Origin of the sequence: Streptococcus sp. HMSC078H12, assembly GCF_001814615.1 — a bacterium.
GTDB classification, from domain to species: domain Bacteria; phylum Bacillota; class Bacilli; order Lactobacillales; family Streptococcaceae; genus Streptococcus; species Streptococcus salivarius_F.
Genome location: NZ_KV817339.1, coordinates 205,992 through 229,050, shown reverse-complemented (window position 1 = coordinate 229,050; position 23,059 = coordinate 205,992). Strand labels below are relative to the sequence as shown.

Here is a 23,059-nt window from a genome sequence, read left to right as displayed (position 1 = left end):
TTATGGCGTAACTGGGTTTCCGTAAAGACCTAGATGTGGACTGTGAATAGTCAATTTAACCCGTTCCTTGAGTTAGTTGTGAAAATACCTCTGACTATTTGGTGCCCAGGATGACATCAAAATAGCCTAATCCAAGTAACTATTATTAATACATAATTTAATACGAGAAAGCTTTGAATTTAGGGATTTTCATTAAATGCTTTCAATCTATTGACGAAGTGTAAAAGTCACTCTATACTAAAGGTAATGCTAGTTATCTATTGGCATTTCATAGTCGAGGACTAGGCACGGACCTTGTCTGTGTCATTCTCTTAGGTTGTTCCCTTACAACTAAGGTAAGGTTTTAGCTTTTGAAAGATGAGAAGTAGTTGTAATCGTTTTAAGTGTATTTCTTGTAAGAGTGTCTCTAGAGAGAGAAAACACCATTAAAGACTCATCATTTAAGTTATAGCGGTAATCTCATTTTGATGCCACTTTCGTAAAATACTTGATAGATATTGCACATTAAAGCGCTATTTTTTCACCTAGGGGTTAAAATGATTAAAGTTCTTACACCTTACTTGTAAAAATTCGATTCTCGTATTATAGTATATATAAGAGATATCAAAAATTTTAATCTTTGATAAGAACTTGTTAGCTTCTCTGAGGGAAAATGAAATCTTAATAGAAAAGATTTCCATGAGAACTTAGCAAGTAAAGGATTTTATTTCTCATAAAAAAGTAGAAAGGGGGAGTATTTTTGAGAGCCTATAGGGAAAATGCGACTGAGGCAGCGGCTAAGGCTAAAACTGCCGAAGCGCATAATGCACGTAAATCAGCGGACTCTGATTTAGTTGATACTATAGATCTTTCTAATTTATTGACTAACCCAAAAAGTCGCTCTGACCACAGTGCCCCCTCCCCATTAGATTTTGCCAGAGCTGACGAAGCCCTCTTTGATAACCATGCTCAATCGGAAACTGTGAGGATTCCATCCAAGCAGGAGATTATCTTTCAAGGAGCGGATTCGCAAACTCCAGATCCTGAAGTCATGGAAAACCATGTCTTTACAGGGACTAGAGATGGGAAGACTGGTTTAATCGAATGGGACAAGGACAGCTATACCTATCCTAAGATATCGGTACCAGTTGTCCAGGGCTATTTCGCTGACCAAAAGGAAGCGGGTTTTAACGTTGTCACACCCTATGTGCCAACAGTAACGGAACATGTGACCTATAGGAAATTGGGACGCATAATCCCTGTGACAGAAGATGGGGAATATATTCCAGGTGCTTTGACTAAGCAGTATAACAATAACAAAAAAGATCCACGAAAGGCGGGTGAGACAGCAACACCAGCTGTTCAAGATTATATGACAGATATTAAAAGTGTAGTACCGAACAAACCAGGAGCGGACACTCCGGTTGTGTATCGTAAGATTTTCAAGAAAGCCAGCATCACTTATATCGATGAAACTACCGGTGCTTACTTGGTTAGCGACCAGTTGACCGGTGAATTAGGTGAAGCGATTGAATACGGGACAGCAACACGTATCAAGACTTTCAAAGACATGGGATATGACTTGATTCAGGACGAATTCCCTAAGGATGCCATTTTTGATGATAAAGATATTGATGATCAAGAGTGGTTCGTCCTCTTGCAACACGATGTTGCCAAGGTGGGACCTGAAAATGAACAAGTCCCAGATACTCCAATCAATCCTAATAATCCAGATGGACCTAAATGGCCATCTAAGTATGCTTACGAAAAAGAAGTAAGCTTCACAGTCTTTTACAGAAGTACAGATGGTAATGCGGATTTGCCAGATGCCGATGTGCAAAAGGCTTATTGGGTGCGTACTCTTACCTTCGACAAGGTTACAGGTGAGCTTGTTGATGAGACAGAGTGGTCTCCAAACAAAACCAAGTATTATGATATCTATGCACCAGTAGTTTTAGGTTATTTTGCGGATAGAGTAGAAGTTAAGGGTAGAGATGTTACTGAGGATAATATAGAAGAAACCGTTACCTACGTTCCACTTGGTAAGATTATCCCTATTGATGCGAATGGACGTTTGATTCCAAACGTGCCAACGCCAACCTTCAACAATGATGCCAATAACCCAACTAAGGTTAGTGAGACTCTTGTTCCTCACATTCCGGGTTACCGTCCAATGCAACAAAGTGTCATGCCTGAGAGCTTGACAGACGATATTCTTGTTGAGTATGCTCCAATTCTAGAGGATGTAACGCAACCAACCTTGCAAACTGTCTTCTTCAAAGGTGCTGGCGAAGCAACACCGCCTGTTAATATCCAGTCTGACTTCACCTTCACTGGTAAGTACAACCAAGCAGAAGATACTTACACTTGGGATCAAGACAGCTATACTTTCGCTAAGGTCAATGTTCCAGTTATCGAAGGTTACTTTGCGGACAAGGCAGTTGCTGGTATGCAGGTTGTTACACCTGATAAACCAGAAGCAACAGATAGTGTTGCCTATAAAGAGCTTGGTAAGATTATCCCTGTTGATAGCTTTGGTAATCCAATCGCGGATGCAGAGCCAGTTCATTATGCTAATGATCCTCAGGATGCTACGCAAGTTATTGAGACACCAGCACCACAAGTTGCTGGCTACCAAGCTGAAAGTGAATTGGTATTGCCAATTGACCTCAGCATGGACCAAACCTTGGTTTACGAGCCAATCTTGGATGATATCACGCAAGATACGAAACAAACGGTTACCTTCCAAGGTGCAGGCTACAAAGATCCAGTTATCAACATTCAAGATAGCTTCAGCTTCCACGGTAAGTTTAACCAAGTGGAACAAACAAGCACTTGGGATCAAGACAGCTTCACTTACGATGTTGTAGAAGTTCCAGTTGTAGATGGCTTCTATGCGGATAAACGTCAAGCTGGTGGTCTTGAAGTTCGCCCTGACCTTCCAGAAGTGGAAGATACAGTTACTTACACAGAGCTTGGTAAGATTATTCCTGTAGATGAGTATGGTACACCTATTGAAAATGCACCTACTCCAAGCTACAACAACGATCCTGAAGATCCAACCATGGCTATGGAAACAGTCGTTCCAGATGTTCTTGGTTACATTTCTGAAAAGGCCTTTATTACTCCAGAACACCCAGGTCAAGATACCAACGTGGTTTATGCTAAGGATGAGCAAAAAGCTATTATCCTTTACATGAATGAGCTTGATAAGTCTGAATTGACTCGTGATGTTGTCATCGGAAGCTCAGGTGAGAAGATTGACTACTCTACTGATGAACAAATCGCAAACTTGCTCAAACAAGGTTATGAACTTGTCAACGATGGTTATGCCGAAGCCTTTGACCACACTTACAATGGTGATTCTGACTTTGATCAAGTCTTCGAAGTTGTTCTTCGTGAACGTTTGGTTCTCATTGACCCAGATATGCCAGCACCAGTTGCAGGTGAAGTCGTAGATCCAAACGATGTTAATAGTCCAGTTTGGCCAAATAGCGTAGAGATGCTTGAAAACCGTGCCGATGTGACACGTACAATCCAGTATGTCTTCGAAGAAGGCGGCTTGGCTAGCGACGACTACGTTGAAGTTCTTGATTTCAAACGTTTGGCTAATGTTAACCTTGTGACAGGCGCTATCAATTATGAAGCATGGTCAAGTACTCAAGCTGGCTTCTCAGCGGTTCCTTCACCAGAGGTTGTCGGATTCACGCCAGACCGTATGGAAGTCGCTGAAATGACAGAGGTTTCTGTGGAAACACCTGAAATCATGGAAGTGGTTACTTACCTCAAGGATGCTCAGAAAGCTACAGTTACTTATGTTGACGGGACAACTCGTAAGAAACTTGAAGTGGTTGACTTGCTTGGTAAATCAGGCGAAGTGATTGAATACTCAACAATTGAACGTATCAAGTACTACAGTGATCGTGGTTATACCCTCCTTGCAGATGGCTTCACAAACGGTGTTATCTTTGATGGCGATTCACATGTTGACCAAAACTTCATGGTTACCCTTCGTCATGGTACCGTTCAAGTAGGTCCAGATAACATCCAAGAAGCTGGTACACCAATCAACCCAGCAAATCCTGATGGTGCTAAATGGCCAGAACGTGAAAGCTATATTAAAGATGTAACCTTCACAGTTCTCTACACATCTAGCGATGGACAAGCAGAACTTCCTGCCAATAACATCCAAACTGCTCAATGGACACGTAGCTTGACTATTGATAAGGTTACAGGTGAAGAGCTTGGTTCAAGCTACTGGACTTCAAATAAAGGTCAGTTTGAAACAGTCATCACACCAGAAGTAGAAGGCTACAGCGCTGATAAGGATAAGGTTGAAGGTAAGACCGTTGGTCAACGTAACCTTGAAGAAACCGTTGTTTATATCCCGCTTACAGGTGATATCAATGGTAAACTTAAGGAAAACAAGGTAGATGATATCGTTGTTGAAGAGGTTCAAGACCTAGAGGTTCTCGACCAAGTCGAAGAGCAAGTGGAATCTCATGAGGGACCAGTCACTTATGGACCAGGCGATGACTTTGAAGCACCTGTTTCAAGTCAAGCTGAGGGTAAAGGCTCTAAACACAAGATGCCAATTAATCTCTCAAATGAGGAAGAAGCAAGCAAAGGTAAGATTGAAGAAACCATCAATATCGCAGGCTTCACCGTATCGGTAACAGGTCTAGGACTTGGCCGCAACGGACGTAAGAAGAAAAATAAAAAAGATCACAAAGATCAAAAAGAAAAATAATCAAAAGACCTGAATGACTCAGGCATGCCCAGACAGAAAGAAAATCTCAAGTTGCATAGAGCACTTGGGATTTTTTTGTAGATTGGGTAAGTGAGGTCTGTGGTTGAATATTAAGCATTATCAAAATAAAAGAAGGTATCTAAACATATACTGATATTGATTAAATTGATGATAAAAACTATAATCTAGTTACAAGTGTTATGTACTTAAATGTTCATTCAAATACTGTTAAATTTAACTTACAGCTTGTTTTAAAAAAGAGGTACCATGTCTATTTCGTTTACTTATTATGGCGTTGCATGTGGCGTCATCTCCATTGATAATCAATTTTATATCGGAATTGATCCTGATTTATCACCTAAAGGAACCTTAGTCCAGTTTAAAGGATTTGTTTCCGAGAAACAAACTGATGTTCATAAGGATAAGTCTCTTCTTAGTAAAGTTGATGTATGGCTAATTACTCATGGGCATCAAGATCATTTGGATGATGTAGGGAAAGATTATTTGAAGGGTAAAACAGTCATTTCTCCTAATAAGAAAATCTTAAATGGCGTGTCATGCTTAAATAATAGTGTTTTAAAATGGGGAGAAGAACAATCATTTCAAGTCGCTGATTACTTTATCACCATTAAAGCTTTACCAGCTTATCATGCCAGCAACTACATCATACGAAAGATTGTTGGTAAAGTGAATGGTTATCAAATATCAATTACAAGTTCGTCAGAAACTAAAGTCATTTATTTTACCGGTGATACTGTTTTGTACCCAGACTTAACAAAAAATGTTCCTAAAAATATAGATGCCATATTTGCTAATTTAGGTGCTGTAAAATCAGGTTCATTTGGTGGACCATTTACCATGGACTTGAAGATGTTAAATCGAATGAAAGATCTCCTTCAACCTAAAAGGATTTATCCCATTCATATAGATGATTATAGTCATTACAAGACAACTAAAAAAGAAGTTGAAGCAGCAGGCTATAGGGTTTTAGCTGTTGGTGAGACCATCGATATATAATTTATTGAGCGAATTGAATACTCTACTAAAATGAACTTGTTTATGGCATTCTTACTCACGTTTGCATTGTAGTCTCGCTTGTGGTAACATCACTTCTATACTACAATATAGGAAAACAACCACAAAAGGAGTATGCCATGCCGACAGAATATGAAAAAATGATTGCGGGTGAGTTTTATAAACCTAGCGACCCTGAGTTACGTGCCCTAGCAGCTAAATCCAGAGAAAACCAAATGGCCTTTAATGTGGAACCTGACCGTCTCAAGAGGGCTGAAATTGTCAAATCTTGGTTTGGTTCGACTGGGGAAAGTGTTGCTATGAATCCTCAGTTCGTTACCGATTATGGTGTCAATATCCATATTGGTGAAAATTTTTATTCTAACTGGAATTTGACTATGCTGGATGTTTGTCCTATCACGATTGGGGATAACGCCATGATTGGTCCCAATTGTCAGTTTTTGACGCCCTTACATCCGCTCGATCCAACCGAACGCAATTCAGGTATTGAGTACGGTGCTCCAATTACCATCGGTGATAATTTCTGGGCTGGTGGAGGCGTGACTATTCTTCCAGGCGTTACATTGGGGAATAATGTAGTGGCTGGGGCAGGAGCTGTCGTGACCAAGTCCTTTGGTGACAATGTGGTTCTAGGCGGAAATCCAGCGCGTGTTATTAAGGAAATTCCTGTAAAGAAAGACTAGTTAAGCAACTCAAGGATTTAAGTCCTTGAGTTTTTTGAAATCTCTTGAAAAGATATTGATATTACCTTCTAAAACTCTTATACTAAATAATGCTAGTTAGCTAACAATAGAGTTGAGGAGTTATTCTTTGGACCATTTTGGATGCTTGTTGAAGCAAACCAATAACAATATGATGCGCAACTTTGATCAGTTTGCCTAGCAATATGATTTGACTGGAAATCAGATGGCCATTTAAGCATGAGGTATTTCAAGGTGACATTGAGCACGAATTTGACATTCAAAGGTCAACGACAGTTCTCTTACAGCGGATGGAGAAAAAAGGCCTTATCGAACGACATACCTCATCGAAAGACGCTAGGCAAAAAGCGGTTGTTTTAACGGATAAGGCAGTAAAAATCGCGTCTGCCTGCCAATCCTATCTTCGAAAAGAAGAGGAAGAGTTTGCCCAGCAATTTTCATCTGAAGAGAGAGAAGTCTTTCTCAAAATCTTACAACACTACCGCAATATTTAAGTTTATATAAGAGGAACAAATACTTATGTCAGACGAAAAAATCTCCACTAAGATCCTGTGTGCCATCTTTGCGACAGGAATCCTTTCTTTTTGTGGAGTGGCTGGTGAAACAGCTATGAACATCACCTTTCCTGTATTGATGAAGGTATTTTCGGTTAATACGTCAACAGTACAGTGGGTTACAACCATCTACCTATTAGTCGTTGCTTGCGTGGTGCCCTTATCTGCCTATCTCAAGCGCTCATTTAAGATGAAGACCATCTTTCTGGTCGCAAACCTTTTGTCTATTTTAGGTGTTCTTATCGACTTTATAGCGCCTAGTTTTAGCTTTGTTGTTCTGGGACGATTGGTTCAAGGAATGGGTGTTGGTTTTGCCCTACCTCTCATGTTTAACATCATTTTGGAGCAGGTGCCAAGTCGTAAGATTGGTCTCATGATGGGAGTTGGGACACTGATTACAGCTGTCGCTCCAGCGATTGGACCGACTGTTGGTGGACTTTTGACAGCGCATTTTGGTTGGCGTTCTATCTTCCTCATTCAGTTTCCTATTCTCTTGGCTTCACTGATTGCAGGGCTTCGCTCGATTGAGCAAAAGAGTGAGGTTAAACGTGAATCTTTAGATATCCTCAGTCTACTGGCTACCATCTTTCTTTTCTTGGGCCTGATTTTAGGTCTTCATGGGGTTGCTGAACATGCCTTCTTCAGCTTCTCAGTCTTAGGTTGGCTTTTGATTGGGATCTTAGGTCTTGTCATTTTGATTTGGCGTTCTACAACATTAGAAAATCCCATCATCAACCTCTCTATTTTGAAAAATCTTAAACTGACAGGTCATATCATCGCTTTCTTTTCTTTCCAATTGGGTTCCCTTGCGATGAGTTTCCTCTTGCCAAACTATGTGCAGTTGGTTAACAACTCTAATACCACTCTTGCAGCCTTGATGCTCCTCCCAGGAGCTATCATTGGTGCAGGATTTGCTCCGTTTTCGGGTATCATTTTAGATAAGATGGGAGCTCGTAAACCAATTCTGATTGGAGCAAGCCTTATCGTTCTTGCTCAGTTGCTATTTAGCTTGTTTGGTCTCTCCCTTTCAAATACTTTGATTCTCGCCTTTTACATGATTTTCATGACGGGACTCGGGGTTGCCTTTGGTAATGTCATGACTAATGGACAGAAACAACTGTCGCTTGATCAACGAGCCGATGCTAATGCCATCTTTAACACGCTCCAACAATTTGCAGGAGCAGTGGGAACAACACTAGCATCTCTAATTGTTGCTATGAGTCAAGCTAACCACAAGATTGACTTTGCACGAGCAACGGCTCAAGGTAGTCGAAATGGCTTTGTGGTCCTATTTGTTTTGGCTATTTTCCAACTCCTTGTCTTATTTAGTGTTGTTAAAAAGAATGATTAATAACAAGTTTGAAGCAAAGGAAACATGCTTTCCCTTGCTTTTTCTTTCCTTAAATGAAATACTAATCTTACTGCAAATTTTAGTATTACTTTAAGGTTAACGACTTATAATAACCTTAAAGAATAAACCAGTCTTCGATGAAGAGGTTAGAAGAAAGGAAAGACCAATGTCTTTACTCAAGAAAATTCGTCCTGAACAACCACTAAAGAATCTGAGGTGGTTTGATATCGGTATTGTTACGCTCATTATGTTTGGACAGTTTATTGTCCGTTCGACTGAAATATATTTGGCAAGTTTGGCTCCGACCGTAGCGACAACAGTTACTGAGACGTCAACAAATACAGCCAGTGAGGGAGCAGGCTATTCAAGTAATTTCACCTTGCAGATTATTCTCCTAACCTTAGCGATTATATATCTCTGGATACGTCATTTTGACTTTAAACAATTACCTATACGCCTAAAGTGGTCTGTTCTCTTTTGGGTACCCTTTATTTTCGCTATCTCAGGCCTATTTGCCGATATGGTTAGCACCTTGTCAGGACAGTATAATTATTTTAGTCCTCAAGTTTTAGCTTATATTAACCCTATGGCTGTTATTGATAAGTTTATGGCTTTGTCACCTATGGCCATTGCTTACGGACTGCTTAACGGTTTCTACGAGGAATTTTTCTTCTTAGGGCTTTTGACCTCAGTAAAGGACAAGTATAAATGGTGGGTCTTGGTCTTTTCAACCATTGTCCGTGTGTCCTTCCATACCTATCAGGGGATACTATGGGCTCTGGTTATCGGTGTGGTCTTTGGTCTACTTTATTATTTCCTTTATAAATACAAGGTCAAAAACTTGCTTCCATTCTTCCTCATGCATGCCTTGGCGGATATGTTTGGCTCGAGTCTAATTTATCTCTTGGTAAACTGGAATTATTAGTAAAACAACTCCCTTCGTTTAAGTACGAGGGGAGTTTCCTTTTATTGTTAGATGTATCTTAATTAGCTTAGTATTATCGCTTTTAATTTAATAGTTCTTGGAAGAAGTTTTCTACCTCAGGATGAAGATTAGTTTCCTTAAGTGTAACTAGTGAAACATAAAGCGACATGCGTTCCTCTTTAACCATTGGGATAGAAATTAAATCTTTGTCTTCCTTTGTTATAGCGATTTCAGAAAGAAGACTGATACCAATTTTTTTACGAAGGAGTTGCTTAAGCAAATTAATATCATCTGTTTGAAAGAATGGTGTTGCAGCATGATGATATTGATTATTCAAATGTTGAAAAGCATTTAGATGAACAAAATGTTCGTCTAAAATAATAAAATTTTCATTTAGAACATCAGAGAAAGCGATAGCTTCCTTATCTGCCAATGAGTGGCCTGAAGGTAGAATATAATAAAGATCACTTGTCATAAGAGTTTTAACTGAAAATCGTTTATCGATAATCGGTTCTAAGCTTCCAATAAAACTGGCATCTAGTTCTCCCTTAGACAAGAGGTCTAGAAGTTCAATAGAACCTTCTTGTATAGGGTGAATGTTTCGAAGTGCTGAGACATTTTCAATAAAAGCAGGCTCTTTACGAACAAGATAGTCAATAATAAGAGGCGGAAACCCAATTGTATCATAGGGAGAAATGCTTCGAAGTATTTCTTTTTGGGCACCTTGTATTTCTGGAAGAGCTTTCTTTACATGTCGTAGCAATATATCACCTTGTGGAGTTAGCTTAAATGTCCTATGTGAAGGATCATGCACAAGTAATTGACAATGAAACTCCTTTTCTAAACGTTTAATGGCATAAGAAATAGATGGTTGACTCACCCCGTTTTTTCGAGCTACTGCAGTGAAAGATTGCAGGTTGCTTAGGTCATAAAAATAGTATAAGTCTTTAAGATTCATAAAATCACACTTTCAAAAAATTGTTAAAAAGAGTTACATAGACAAGGCTAGATGAGACGATAAGTAAATATTATCCGTAGTGATGTGTTTGACTATAACTTTTTTATTGAGTTAGAATATGATGATGAGTCAGGAGATGATTATAGGTTATCAAGAATATCTTCAAAAATAGCTAGGATTTTCTCCCTTTTATCAACAGGAACTTGTTTCAGCTTCATGTTAACTCTTTTCAATGAGAGATTATCGGTTTGGTCAGTGGTGGGCTCGAGGCTATTGAAATTGAAAAAGTCCTCTGGTGTCAAGTTTAAGGCGACAATCACTTTTTCTAGACTGTGAATGGTAAGATTCACATTTTGGTTTTCTAATTGATTGATATACTTGAGTCCGAGTCCTGCCTGTTCCGAAAGTTCCTCCTGGCTCATTTTGTTTTGTTTACGAAAATATTTCACTTTTTGTGAAATATATTTTTGTAGATAATTATTAGTTGTCATATAAACAGAATACAAGTTTTAAATGACAAAAATAACTTTTTAAACAATACAAAGTATACTATAAAATCCATATTGTTGTTTATTAGTTCAATATGCTAGTACTCTATTAGTACCATCACAATTGTTGCTACTATACAGCCTGTAAAACAAATGTGTTATACGGTTAGGCACAGATAAAGTGGTTGTCCATTTGTATCTGGATGAAAGATGATAACTGGTTGTATAGTTGATTCTGTCATAATTCTTTTTGCCCATTATAACATAAAAGAAATGAGTGGACACTATAAAGCACATTGTTCTTTAAAATGACTATTTTAAGTAGTATAATATAAGTAAAAAGGAGGTTGCACTATGACTGCACATGATATTTTAAACAACCCTTTCCTCAATAAAGGTACTGCCTTTACCTTAGAGGAGCGAAAGGAACTAGGCCTTATTGGTTTACTGCCACCGTATGTTCAAACGATTGAAGAACAAGCGGCGCAAACTTATGCGCAAATGCAAACAAAGGCCAATGATTTGGAAAAGCGTCTTTTCCTAATGGAAATTTTTAACACCAACCGAACTCTTTTCTATTACCTCTTTTCTCAACATTTGGAAGAATTTAATCCCATTGTCTATGACCCAACAATCGCTGATACCATTGAGGGTTATAGCGACCTCTTTGTAGATCCACAATATGCCGCATATCTTGATATCAATCATCCTGAAAATATCGAAGCAACTTTGAGAAATGCAGCAGGGGACCGTGAGATTCGTCTTATTGTTGTGACAGATGCAGAAGGTATTCTCGGTATTGGTGACTGGGGTACAAATGGTGTCGATATTTCTGTTGGGAAACTGATGGTCTATACTGGAGCTGCAGGAATCGATCCTTCAATGGTGCTTCCTTTGGTCATTGATGCAGGTACCAACCGTGAAGAATTGCGTAACAACCCTAATTACTTGGGAAATCGCCACGAACGTGTGCGTGGTGATCGTTATTATGATTTCATTGACCAATTTGTTCAAACTGCAGAACGTCTTTTCCCTAAACTCTATCTGCACTGGGAAGATTTCGGTCGCTTAAATGCTGCTAACATCCTTGAAAAATACCGAAAACAAATCCCAACCTTTAACGATGATATCCAAGGAACTGGTATTGTAACCCTCGGTGGAATCTTTGGTTCATTGGACATTACAGGTGAAAAATTAACGGATCAAGTTTATCTCTGCTATGGTGGTGGGACTGCTGGTGCAGGGATTGCCTCTCGTGTCCTTCGTGAAATGGTCAGTGAAGGTCTGCCTGAAGAAGAAGCCTATAAACGCTTCTTTATGGTTGACAAACAAGGTCTCCTCTTTGATGACATGGATGACTTAACGCCGGAACAAAAACCATTTGCTAAGAAACGTTCTGATTTTGCCAATGCAGATAAGTTGGCGGACCTTCTTGAAGTAGTGAAGACGGTTAAGCCAACTATTCTTGTGGGAACTTCAACTCAGCCAAATACCTTCACAAAAGAAATTGTAGAAGCTATGTGTGAAAACACAGAACGTCCTATCATTTTCCCATTGTCTAACCCAACCAAACTAGCTGAGGCAAGTGCCAAAGATTTGATCGAATGGTCAGACGGAAAAGCATTTGTTGCGACAGGAATTCCAGCTGGTACAGTTTCCTATAAAGGTGTGGACTATGTGATTGGTCAAGCGAATAATGCCCTGATTTACCCAGGTCTCGGACTAGGTATGCTGGCTTCCGAAGCGAGTCTGTTGACGGATGAAATGATTGGAGCTGCAGCACATTCATTGAGTGGTATTGTCAATCCAGGCGAACCAGGAGCACCAGTCTTGCCTCCATTCAAGTATGTAGCTGATGTTTCTATCAAAGTAGCAGAAGCAGTTGCTAAAAAAGCGCAAGAACAAGGTCTTGCGCGTGCTGAAGAAACAGATATGGCTAAAGCAGTTCGTGATTTGAAATGGTATCCAGAATATAAATAAGTAAATTTAATGGAGGTGTACGAGTGCGACTAGATGCCTCGTACGCCTTTTACTGTATATCCTAATATATAGAAAGGAAGATTATGGAAATATTTTTAACTTCGATTCAGAGTATTGTACCCATTATCGTCATCATCATTCTTGGTTATTTCTTACAGGTCCGTGGGTGGTTTAAAGAGAGTTTTGGAAATGACTTATCTAAACTCATTATGAACGTGGCCATGCCAGTTGCGATTTTTACCTCTGTTCTTAAATATTTAACTTTAGATAAATTGATTAGCTTGTCTGGCGGTTTGTTGTATACCTTTATCGCCTTCATTCTTGGTTACCTAGCGGCCTTTATCGCGGTGGAAGTTTTTAAAGTGCGCCCAGGGCGTCGAGGAACCATGATTAATACCTTTGTTAATGCCAATACCATATTTATTGGTTTGCCTTTAAATATCGCTTTGTTTGGAAATCAAGCCCTTCCTTACTTCTTGGTTTATTATATTACAAATACAGTATCTACTTGGACATTAGGTGTCTATCTGATGACTTCTGATAGTAAAGAAGGGGCTTCAAAACAGGCTCAAAAATTTAATTGGAAGAAGCTCTTCCCAGCTCCTTTATTAGGATTTCTCGTAGCCCTCGTCTTTTTGGTGTTACGTATTCCTGTCCCAAGTTTTGCGGAAAGTACCTTGACTTATATTGGTAGTTTGACAACGCCGTTATCTCTTGTCTATATCGGTATCGTCCTTGCTAAGGCAGGGCTTCAGACTATTCGCTTTGATAAAGATACCATCATCACACTAGTTGGACGTTTTATCCTTGCACCGGTCATCATGCTCTTGGTTCTGAAGTTCTTCTCTCCAAATATGGTAGCACCAGAATTTAGAACCTTTATGATTCAATCTGCAACACCAGCCTTGGCAGTTCTTCCTATCCTTGCCAATCAAGGTAAAGGCGATGTTGAGTTTTCAACGAATGTGGTCACTCTCAGTACAGTTTTATTTGTGATTGTGATTCCGATTTTACAGACATTATTAGGATAAAAGGAGTAGAGTTTGTAAATGTTTTTAAATTGGGTTAAAAAATGGCAAACACTTATCAAACTCGTTTTATTTCTATCTATTGCTAGTCTAGTTATTGTAGAGATAACTAGACTTTTTAAGACGATTTCGTTTGATAAGATTGTAGAAATACTGGGGAAACTGTCTCCACTAAATGTCATCTGTTTAGCATTGTTTGGTTTTATAGCTGTTGCGCCAATGATCTTCTATGATACTATCTTAAATAAAGAGCTAAATCAGAAACAAAAATTATCTTACTTACTAGAAACTAGCTGGACCATTAATAGCTTGAATAATATGATTGGCTTTGCCGGCTTGGTAGATATTGGTTTACGATATTCTTTCTATGGAGATGAAGAACGACCTGAAAAAAGTATGCAGGGCATTTCTCGTGTCATTCCTTATTTCATGAGTGGATTTTCACTGTTTGCCCTGATAAGCTTGGTTTTGACAGGTTTATTCCCTTTATCAATTGGGATTAAGCAGTATTGGCCAGTCCTTTTAGGAGCTAGTCTCTATCTCCCGATTGTTTTATTTGTTTCAAATAGGAAAAATTGGGCCTATTTTGGCCAGCTGGGTGGAAAGACAATTTTATCTTTAGTATTAGCTTCTGCGCTTGATTGGGCTTGTGTAATAAGCTTTTTCCTCCTGGTTGGCTATATTTTGGGCTATAATTTACCAATTTACGATGTGATTCCCCTCTTTATGATTGCTATTACAATCGGAATTATATCAATGATTCCTGGTAGTCTTGGTAGTTTCGATTTAATTATAGTATCTGGTTTAGTTGGTCTTGGGATTGATAAGGCTCAGGCACTAAGTTGGTTACTTGTATTTAGGTTATTCTATTATATTCTCCCTTTCTGTTTAGGAGTTGTTTTATTCTTAAAAAATATGGGCGGACGACTAAATGAGAAATATTTAGGAATTCCTCAAAAGGTCATTGAAGCCTTATCCGCTATAGTATTGGTTTGGGGGTTGCGACTCTTTGGTTTCTTTCTTATCGTTTCAGCTATAGTTCCTCAAGAATTAGGACATCTTCCTTTGCTTAGAGAACTTACACCTAGCACTGGACAGTTTGTTTTTCAACTTCCTAGTATTGTTCTTGGTGTTCTGTTCTTCCTTTTAGCAAGATTAGTTAAACGACGTTTAAAATTTACGTTAACACTGGCTACTGTCCTAGGGCTAGTAAGTCTTGTTTATTTGAATATTGGTAGTTTTTCATTACCAAGTAGTCTTTTCTTAATGGTTCTCTTGTTTCTCGTATGGTGGAATAAGGATACATTTGTTCGCAGACATTATCTTTATGCTTGGGAAGATTGTTCTAAAGATATATCGTATATTGGTGGTAGTTTCTTCTTAACACTTGTTTTGCTGGGTCATTTTAATCCTCATCATGTGTTTAAGTTAAAACATCTCTCTCATCTGGTTACACACTGGATTCATTTTCTTGGTTTGTCTCTGATATTGGTCATTTTGTATGTTTTGGTTCTTCGTGAAAGTAATAAAATTAAAGAGAACTTCGGAGAAGTTTTCGATAAACAACGATATCAAGACTTTATCGCAACAATCCCAAATTTAAATTTAGATGCTGCCTTAGCATTTTTAGGTGATAAATATCTTTATTGGTACCAGGAGGATGGTCAAGACAAAGTTGTTTTCCAATTTGCAATTGAAAATAACAAGTGTGTTGTTATGTCGGATCCACTAGCACACTCAGGCTACTTAGAAAAGGGCTTATCACAGTTTCTAGCAGAAGCTGAGGATGCAAATATCTCTGTTATTTTCTATGAAGTTAATCAAGAAACAACCCTTTTACTTCATGAATATGGATACGACTTTATGAAGTTTGGTGAGACTGCTCAGGTATCACTCGATGAATTTACAACTGAAGGAAAACACGGGAAGAAGTTTAGAACGGTTGTGAATAAGCTAGAAAATAAAGGATATCAATTTCAAGTATTACAACCGCCTTTTGATAAAAAGATGCTTAATACTCTAAAAGAAATATCGGATAGTTGGTTAGATGGTCGCCAAGAAAAAGGTTTTTCACTTGGCTATTTTGATGAAAAGTACATTCAATTAGCTCCAATAGCTCTTGTAAGTGATGAGGAAGATAACATTCAGGCTTTCGTTACCTTTTTAGCTAGCAATGGACCTAACGAAGCAAGCATTGACCTGATGCGCTACGACTTAAAGACAGCCCCTAATGGTATCATGGATTATCTTTTTGTAAAATTATTACTTCATTTTAAAGAAGAAGGAGTTACCTACTTTGACTTAGGTATGGCGCCATTGTCAAATGTAGGAACTGAGAAACATAGTTTCTTACAGGAAAAAGTGGCTTATCTCATCTATGCCTTTACCAATCGCTTCTATTCTTTTAGTGGTCTTAGACAATATAAACAAAAGTTTAATCCAATCTGGTCAACACGATATGTCGCTTATCCCCGTGATACATGGCTTATACTAGATATGTTAGCCATTTATAGAGTTGATAATCGCAAAGTAAAGAGATTATCGTAATAACTATTAGTTTTAAACAGCATATGATGACTTTTGAGCTTTATTATGACTTCCGATAGTTTGTCTAAGTAAGGGATTTAGTTCCGTGTAAAACTGAGCTAAATCCTTTTTATCTTGTAAAAATCAGCACAAATAGAAAGTTATAAATATATTTAATTAGGGAATGATTTGATTTTTATTAAAAATATGAGATAATAGATTTGGACTAATTTATAAACAGCAATTTTAGAGGGAGACAATGATGTCAAAACGACTATTTTCGGATGAGCCGAATGCCCCCAAACCCCTTAAGGAGCTTTTCTGGGAAAATGCAGAAAAAGCTCGTATGGGGGAATTTTGGAAAGACAAAAAGAGTTACAGAGAGCTTTCAGAAGCCACGGGGATTCCGGCAGGAAGCCTTCGGATGCTCTTTATGAACAAGCCTAAGGGAAATATCCTAAAGATTGTAACCATTACTAACGGTCTGGCCAAGGTGACTGGAAAAAACATTACACTTGGAAAGCTCTTAGCTCGAAATAATCAGCATGAGGTTTTTGAGTTTCCAAGAGATCCTGATCAGGTCACCCAAAACTTGTGGCACAACATTCGCAAGAAGCTGGAAATCACGGAAGATATGGATGAGGGGGAAGTCAGAGAACGCATGACAGCCTTTGTAGTCTCATCTGGTATGGCTCAAACCAACTATAACCTAATCAATCAAACAGGAACAGTATCGCTTGATACTTTGGAAAAATTCTCCAAAAGACTTAGAGTCGAACCATATGAATTATTAGCTACCATAAGACGAAGGGAGATTGTTGATAGGAATGACTTCCCTGTTCCTAAGGAAAATGTTAGCGACTTCCACATTGATATTGGCAAGCTCAATACTTTCATTAAATCACAACCTTACTCGCCCAACGGTCAAGAGGTGGCATCTGCAGACTTAAGCCCACAGAATCTTTATCATTATTATGCCAAGGGAAATGTCGGAGATATGCCCATAAAAACAGCCTATAAATTTAAAAGACTAGTGGATATTTATGAAGCAGAATATGGTATTCTTGAACCTTCAAGCAGAGTATTAGATGTCAAGGAGCTGGAAAAATTCCTTTATAGTGGCATGATTACCGGCTATGCTATTTCTAAAACAGGGTTGATGAATGCGACCAATGGAAATCTCTATATCAAGGGCAAACGTCCTATCGAATCCATGCAACTGGATCGGGCCTTTGGTCTCTATAAACACCTAAAAAGACTGAAAAAGGACTAATAAATTCTTTACCTAACAAAAAGCCCAAATCAATAGTTTGATTTGGACTTTTTGTTTGTCGTTTATCTGTATGACGAATGAGAATAATTTTAGTCGATTTTCTTACATTTCTTACAATTGCTTCGTACGTCCATTTTCATCAAAGTGATAAGTCACACCATTGATGGTACGTGTTTGGTTGGTGACGAGCTCACCAGAGTTTTCGTCATAATAACGAGTTCCCTTGTAGTCTGTAACGAAATCGCCCTTAACTTGTTTACCTTCATAATCAAAGTAGAGGTGTTGACCATTGACGACTTGATCAAAGAGGAGGGCCTTGCCATCGTTACCGAAGTAGTACCAGTTGCCCTTCCAATTAACGAATTGATTAGTTACAGCAGCACCTGTTTCAGCGTCAAAGTAGTAGTAACTGTAGATTTTAGGTTCGATGATAGTACTACTAGATGTCCGAGGATATCTAGTAGACTCTTTTTGCTCAGGACTAAGCACTTTATCTTTTGCGAGATAACCAGTAATTAAGCTAGTAGACTCTGTATTATCGAGATAATAGAGTTTGCCATCTATTTCTTGAAGACCTAAGAGTTTATTACCATTTTCATCAGTATAGTACCAATCGCCACCTACTTGATGGAATCCTTTTTCTCTGACTGCTGCTCCAGTAACCTCATCGTAGAAAGGTCCTGAACCGGAAGGCCCAAAAGTTCCTTGACGGGCTTGTCCATTTTCATAGAACGAATAGGTTACACCATTAATGGTATGAGAACCAGAAAGTGCTTTACCATCTTTATCATAATAGAAGAGCCCATTATCAGCACGAACAAATTGGTTCCGTGGGACTTCCTTCTGTTCACCGGTATCCTTATCATAGTAGTAGCCATTTTTAACTACGTTTTTGAATTGTGTTCCGAGGTGGTCGTCAAAGTAGACAGGGACACCATCAATGGTATGGGCACCTTTTAGAATATTGCCTTGCTTGTCTGCATAGAACCATTTGCCTCGACTTGTAAAGTAACGCCCCTTAACAAGTTCACCAGTATCCTTATCATAATACTTAACTGGGATACCAAAGACAACAAAGCTATCATAGAGAACATTAATGCCATCTTTATCTACAAAGTCATCTTTAGCTTGTATTCCAAATACCCTATCGAAATGCACCTGAACGCCATTGATGACGTGGTCACCTTTAAGGATTTTGCCATTTGAACCGACATAATACCAATGGTTATTAATATTATGGTAACGATTTTTTTCGAGTGTAATTCTCGCACCAGAGTCTTTATCATAGTAGTAACCATCGTCTCCAAAATCACCTTTAACTTGTCGTCCATAATAAGAATCAAAGTAGACAGGAACATTATTTATGGTTTGTGAACCTTTTAATGGTTTGCCCTCAGCATCAACATAGTACCAATATTTATCTACATTGACATAACGGTTGGTTACAAGTGCACCAGTTGAGGCGTCGTAGTATTTACCATTACCTCCGAAGTCACCTTTTACTTGGGCACCTGTCTTTTTATCGAAGTAGTACTCTTTACCATCAATACGAGTAGCACCCTTCATGGCGACACCTTTTGCGCCAACGAAGTAGCTCTTATCGTTGACTGTTACGAATCGGTTGCTTACTAGCTTACCAGTGTGTTTATCATAATAGCGGTTTTCCTTGTCAAAATTCCCTTTTATTTGAACACCATTTTCATCGAAATAGACCTGAGCTCCATTGATGATATGGCTGCCCTTTATAATTTGTCCTCTATCATTGAGATAGTACCATTTTCCTTTGATTTCAACAAAGCGGTTGGTACCTAAATTGACGAAAACACCATCCTGATCGTAAAAGTGTCCATTAGGAGCAAAGCGATCAATGATTTGAGTCCCAAATTTATCGTCAAAGTAGGATGATCTACGATTAATTCGATACTCACCGTACACGGGGTTCCCATTATCATCTAGATAGTAACGTTCATATTGTTTCGTATCGTTGCTGTAGGCTACGATAAATTGACTTTTGAGAAGGGCACCAGAATCTTTGTCATAGAAATTTAGTTTTTTAGCATTATTAGGATCCTTTGCAAAAACGCCTTTAGCTTGCACGCCATTTTCTTTATCGAAATAGACTTGAACCCCATCAATAGTTTGTGGTCCAGTCAGGTCATTACCATTGGCATCTCGGTAATGCCATTTACCGTTTTGGTCACTGTAATATTGACCACCTGTAATGTTTACGTTCTCATTAATAACAGGAGTTGTTGTAGTTGTTTCACTAGTTACACTGTCTCTTGTTGAAGCTGCGTGTGCTTCAACGGTTGTTGTTTCAGTAGGTGCTTGACTTTCACTAGTGGTTGCTGAAGCCGTTTCTCTAACGTTTTCCGAACTTGCTAACTCTGGAGCACCTGTTGAACTTTCAGCAGAAGATATTGCTTCAATACCCTTTGTTTCAACTAAGTCTGCTGTTGTTTCAACATTGGCAATAACACTTGTTGTTGTGTCAATCTTGTGTGTTTCACCAGTAGTTACTTCATCCGCAAAAGCAACTCCTGCAATAAGCGCAAAACTTGCAAGAGCTGATGCACATGAAAATGCAATAAGATACTTTTTAGATGTTTGATGTTTGACCTTATTATTTGTTTCCATAACAAATACCTCCCCTTTTTAATTTATATTATAATGCAATAAGAAAGCCTTTTCAATATTAAAAATAAAAAGGCTTTCTTTTAATGTGAAGAGATTGATAAAAGAGAATAACATCTATTTTTCTGGCTATTAGGTGAGATTTTTCCAGTTCTTAGTAATTCAAACAATTATCAAAAAACAAAAAAATCCAGGACCTGCGCCCTGGATTTAGGAGATTATGAAAAAGAAAAGTTTTAGGATGGTTATAGTATATAAAGCAAAGCCTAAAGTTTTCTTAAAGCAGACAAAAATTATTTTCGTGGATTTTAAAAAGGAAGTTAAAATTAATCAACTTCCTCTAGTATAGATATCTGCGAGAAAAACTTAGTCTATTTTACTAAAATCCTTATAATTGCTTCGCACGCCCAATTTCATCAAAGTGATAAGTCACACCATTGATGGTACGTGTTTGGTTGGTGACGAGCTCACCAGAGTTTTCGTCATAATAACGAGTTCCCTTGTAGTCTGTAACGAAATCGCCCTTAACTTGTTTACCTTCATAATCAAAGTAGAGGTGTTGACCATTGATGACTTGATCAAATAGAAGAGCCTTTCCATCGTTACCGAAGTAGTACCAGTGTCCATCTGCATAGACGAATTGGTTGGTTACAGCAGCTCCAGTCTCAGCATCGAAGTAGTAAGTTGGGTTGTCTTCTGCTCTATTTGGGAAGGAAATATAAAAGTAAGGTCTAGCTAATTGTCCACGAACTTGTTCGTTTGTTTCGTATTTGTTCATTGGATTGTTAGAGAAGAAATAAAGCTTACCATCAATTTCTTTAAGGCCCTTTGCTTTTTTTCCGTCTTCCTCTATATAGTACCAACGACCATAAGATTTAACAAAACCAGTTTTTTTCACAGCTTCGCCAGTTTCGTCATCATAGTAAGGTGGCTCTTGGTATACGTTAAAGGAACCACGAAGAACTCTACCATATCGACCAACATAGTAATCCTTACCATCAATAGTTATATTCCCAGTTCGTCCATTACTGCTAATGTAGTATAAATCGTCACCAATCTTAATAAACTGATCACGAGGGAGTTCTTTTCGTGCTCCACTATCTTTATCGTAGTAGTAACCATCTAGAACAGTATCTTTAGCTTGTACACCATTATAGTCAAAGTAAACGTGTACCCCATCGATGGTTTGTGAGCCTTTAAGGATATTACCTTCTGCATCTGCATAGTACCATTTACCATCATGGCTAAAGTATTGACCTTTTACAAGAGCTCCAGAATTTTTATCATAGTACTTAACTGGGCTAGTATAGGAGTTTGCTTTAACCGCATGCCCATTACTATCGGTAAATTCTCCTTTAATTTGATTACCATAATATGGATCAAAGTGAACCTGTACCCCGTCGATGGTTTGATCGCCTTTAAGGATTTTTCCTTCTCCATTAAGATAGTACCAGTTATCGTTGATGTAAACGTAGCGATTGGTACCAAGGTCTATTTTAGCACCAGAATCTTTGTCGTAGAAGTAGCCATCATTACCAAAGACACCTTTGGCTTGTTTACCATCATAAGGGTCAAAGTATACAGGAACATTGTTAATGGTTTGAGAACCTTTAAGCCGTTTACCGTCATTGCCTACGTAGTACCAGTCTTTGTCGACTTGGACATAACTATTGATTACGAGAGCACCAGTAGTACTGTTATAATATTTTTTGTTACTTGCGAAATTTCCCTTAACCTGAGCGCCAGTTTTTTCGTCAAAGAAGTATTCAATGTTGTCGATGACGGTCGCTCCTTTAATAGCCTTACTATCTGCTCCAATGAAGTAGGTCTTGTCATTAACGGTAACGAAACGATTAGTAACTAAAGTTCCAGAGTCTTTATCGTGAAATTGATTTTTATAGTCAAAATCTCCTTTAACTTGTTTACCTCCATATTCAAAATAAACGTGAGCTCCATCAATAATGTGTTCACCGGTTAAAATTTTTCCATCGTTACCGACATAGTACCAATTGTCTCTGATTTGAACATAACGATTGGCACCAAGATCAACACGATTTCCGTCCTGATCGTAAAAGTAACCATCGTCAGCAAAATTGTCGAAAACCTGGCTTCCCTCGTAGGTATCGAAGTAGACTTGTTTACCGTCAATTGTTTGAGGACCAGTTAACCGAATTCCTTGGTCGTTAACATAATAACGTTCATTTCGATGTTTGTAAGGATTATAAGCGATAACATATTGATTGGTGGCAAGAGCACCAGTATCCTTATCGTAGTATCGAGATTTATTATCCCCCTCATCTTTGACAAAATATCCTTTGACTTGAGCTCCGTATTGTCGGAAGTAAACCTTAACACCATCGATGGTTTGTGGTCCCTTTAAAATAGCACCATCATTTCCAGCATAGTACCATTCCCCGTTTAATTCGAAATAGCGGTTTGTTCCGAAATCCACTTGTTTACCATATTTGTCATAATAACGGCCATCAGGAGCAAAATTGTTTTTAATTAGTTCACCATACTGCTCAAAATAATACCACGCTCCATTAACTTCTTTAGAACCAATTGCCTTATTACCATTTTCATCAACGTAATAGGTTCTACCATATTCTTCAACAAATTTATTAGTAACAAGAGCACCAGAGTCTTTGTCATAATAGTGACTGTCCCAGCCAAATTCCCCTTTAACCTGAACACCGCCTGGATTGAAGTAGACCTTAACGCCATCAATAGTTTGTGGTCCAGTCAGGTCTTTACCACTAGCATCTTTATAATGCCAGTGACCATATGCATCACTATAGTATTGACCACCAGTGACATTGGTTTCACTGTTTGAAGTTTCGTTAGTTGAAGCTGTCTCATTGGCAGCTCGGTCTGTAG

At 38.5% G+C, this 23,059-nt stretch carries 14 protein-coding genes; 10 read left to right on the top strand and 4 right to left on the bottom strand.

Annotated features, from left to right (window positions below):
* Window positions 1-739 precede the first annotated feature (739 nt).
* From HMPREF2979_RS07625 to HMPREF2979_RS07600, 6 genes are all read left to right on the top strand, one after another.
* Window positions 740-4,729 carry a mucin-binding protein gene (locus tag HMPREF2979_RS07625; protein ID WP_070655982.1) on the top strand — a complete coding sequence of 1,330 codons (3,990 nt, stop codon included), beginning with the start codon at window positions 740-742 and terminating at the stop codon, window positions 4,727-4,729.
* A gap of 267 nt (window positions 4,730-4,996) precedes the next feature.
* Window positions 4,997-5,746, top strand: a complete 750-nt coding sequence (locus HMPREF2979_RS07620; RefSeq protein WP_060972270.1) for an MBL fold metallo-hydrolase — start codon at window positions 4,997-4,999, stop codon at window positions 5,744-5,746.
* Between the two features lie 137 nt (window positions 5,747-5,883).
* Window positions 5,884-6,447 (top strand): sugar O-acetyltransferase, encoded by a 564-nt coding sequence (locus tag HMPREF2979_RS07615; protein WP_070655979.1) that lies wholly within the window; start codon window positions 5,884-5,886, stop codon window positions 6,445-6,447.
* A gap of 308 nt (window positions 6,448-6,755) precedes the next feature.
* The gene (locus HMPREF2979_RS10615) at window positions 6,756-6,959 is read left to right on the top strand and encodes a MarR family winged helix-turn-helix transcriptional regulator (protein ID WP_261787306.1); all 204 of its coding nucleotides are present in this window, start codon (window positions 6,756-6,758) and stop codon (window positions 6,957-6,959) included.
* Window positions 6,960-6,984: 25 nt separating this feature from the next.
* Complete coding sequence (locus HMPREF2979_RS07605) at window positions 6,985-8,370, top strand: MFS transporter (RefSeq protein WP_070655977.1); 1,386 nt, start codon at window positions 6,985-6,987, stop codon at window positions 8,368-8,370.
* Between the two features lie 166 nt (window positions 8,371-8,536).
* The gene (locus tag HMPREF2979_RS07600) at window positions 8,537-9,295 is read left to right on the top strand and encodes a CPBP family intramembrane glutamic endopeptidase (RefSeq protein WP_070655975.1); all 759 of its coding nucleotides are present in this window, start codon (window positions 8,537-8,539) and stop codon (window positions 9,293-9,295) included.
* A gap of 82 nt (window positions 9,296-9,377) precedes the next feature.
* Here the strand turns inward: HMPREF2979_RS07600 and HMPREF2979_RS07595 are convergent, their stop codons facing one another.
* Both HMPREF2979_RS07595 and HMPREF2979_RS07590 read right to left on the bottom strand, forming a co-directional pair.
* Complete coding sequence (locus HMPREF2979_RS07595; RefSeq protein ID WP_070655973.1) at window positions 9,378-10,253, bottom strand: LysR family transcriptional regulator; 876 nt, start codon at window positions 10,251-10,253, stop codon at window positions 9,378-9,380.
* A gap of 140 nt (window positions 10,254-10,393) precedes the next feature.
* Window positions 10,394-10,744 (bottom strand): helix-turn-helix domain-containing protein, encoded by a 351-nt coding sequence (locus HMPREF2979_RS07590; RefSeq protein ID WP_037598004.1) that lies wholly within the window; start codon window positions 10,742-10,744, stop codon window positions 10,394-10,396.
* Between the two features lie 351 nt (window positions 10,745-11,095).
* Here HMPREF2979_RS07590 and HMPREF2979_RS07585 point away from each other — a divergent pair, with 351 nt between their 5' ends.
* The 4 genes from HMPREF2979_RS07585 to HMPREF2979_RS07570 all read left to right on the top strand — a co-directional run bounded on the left by HMPREF2979_RS07585 (window position 11,096) and on the right by HMPREF2979_RS07570 (window position 17,548).
* Window positions 11,096-12,721, top strand: a complete 1,626-nt coding sequence (locus HMPREF2979_RS07585; RefSeq protein WP_070655971.1) for a malolactic enzyme — start codon at window positions 11,096-11,098, stop codon at window positions 12,719-12,721.
* 83 nt (window positions 12,722-12,804) lie between these two features.
* On the top strand, window positions 12,805-13,752 hold the full coding sequence (locus HMPREF2979_RS07580) for an AEC family transporter (RefSeq protein WP_070655969.1): 948 nt from the start codon (window positions 12,805-12,807) through the stop codon (window positions 13,750-13,752).
* A gap of 18 nt (window positions 13,753-13,770) precedes the next feature.
* On the top strand, window positions 13,771-16,296 hold the full coding sequence (gene mprF, locus HMPREF2979_RS07575) for a bifunctional lysylphosphatidylglycerol flippase/synthetase MprF (RefSeq protein ID WP_070655967.1): 2,526 nt from the start codon (window positions 13,771-13,773) through the stop codon (window positions 16,294-16,296).
* 241 nt (window positions 16,297-16,537) lie between these two features.
* Entirely contained in the window at window positions 16,538-17,548 is a 1,011-nt protein-coding gene (locus HMPREF2979_RS07570; protein WP_070655965.1) for a hypothetical protein, read from the top strand.
* 111 nt (window positions 17,549-17,659) lie between these two features.
* Here HMPREF2979_RS07570 and HMPREF2979_RS07565 read toward each other — a convergent pair whose 3' ends face one another.
* On the bottom strand, window positions 17,660-20,185 hold the full coding sequence (locus HMPREF2979_RS07565; RefSeq protein ID WP_064524596.1) for a glucosyl transferase: 2,526 nt from the start codon (window positions 20,183-20,185) through the stop codon (window positions 17,660-17,662).
* A 385-nt stretch (window positions 20,186-20,570) separates the two neighbouring features.
* The coding region (locus HMPREF2979_RS07560) for a glucosyl transferase (protein WP_261787305.1) at window positions 20,571-23,059 on the bottom strand (2,489 nt) is incomplete at its 5' end.

Coding starts and splice junctions, on each gene's coding strand:
- HMPREF2979_RS07620 (WP_060972270.1), top strand. CDS start 4,997: ATGTCTATTTCGTTTACTTATTATGGCGTTGCATGTGGCGTCATCTCC.
- HMPREF2979_RS07615 (WP_070655979.1), top strand. CDS start 5,884: ATGCCGACAGAATATGAAAAAATGATTGCGGGTGAGTTTTATAAACCT.
- HMPREF2979_RS10615 (WP_261787306.1), top strand. CDS start 6,756: ATGGAGAAAAAAGGCCTTATCGAACGACATACCTCATCGAAAGACGCT.
- HMPREF2979_RS07605 (WP_070655977.1), top strand. CDS start 6,985: ATGTCAGACGAAAAAATCTCCACTAAGATCCTGTGTGCCATCTTTGCG.
- HMPREF2979_RS07600 (WP_070655975.1), top strand. CDS start 8,537: ATGTCTTTACTCAAGAAAATTCGTCCTGAACAACCACTAAAGAATCTG.
- HMPREF2979_RS07595 (WP_070655973.1), bottom strand. CDS start 10,253: ATGAATCTTAAAGACTTATACTATTTTTATGACCTAAGCAACCTGCAA.
- HMPREF2979_RS07590 (WP_037598004.1), bottom strand. CDS start 10,744: ATGACAACTAATAATTATCTACAAAAATATATTTCACAAAAAGTGAAA.
- HMPREF2979_RS07585 (WP_070655971.1), top strand. CDS start 11,096: ATGACTGCACATGATATTTTAAACAACCCTTTCCTCAATAAAGGTACT.
- HMPREF2979_RS07580 (WP_070655969.1), top strand. CDS start 12,805: ATGGAAATATTTTTAACTTCGATTCAGAGTATTGTACCCATTATCGTC.
- mprF (WP_070655967.1), top strand. CDS start 13,771: ATGTTTTTAAATTGGGTTAAAAAATGGCAAACACTTATCAAACTCGTT.
- HMPREF2979_RS07570 (WP_070655965.1), top strand. CDS start 16,538: ATGTCAAAACGACTATTTTCGGATGAGCCGAATGCCCCCAAACCCCTT.
- HMPREF2979_RS07565 (WP_064524596.1), bottom strand. CDS start 20,185: ATGGAAACAAATAATAAGGTCAAACATCAAACATCTAAAAAGTATCTT.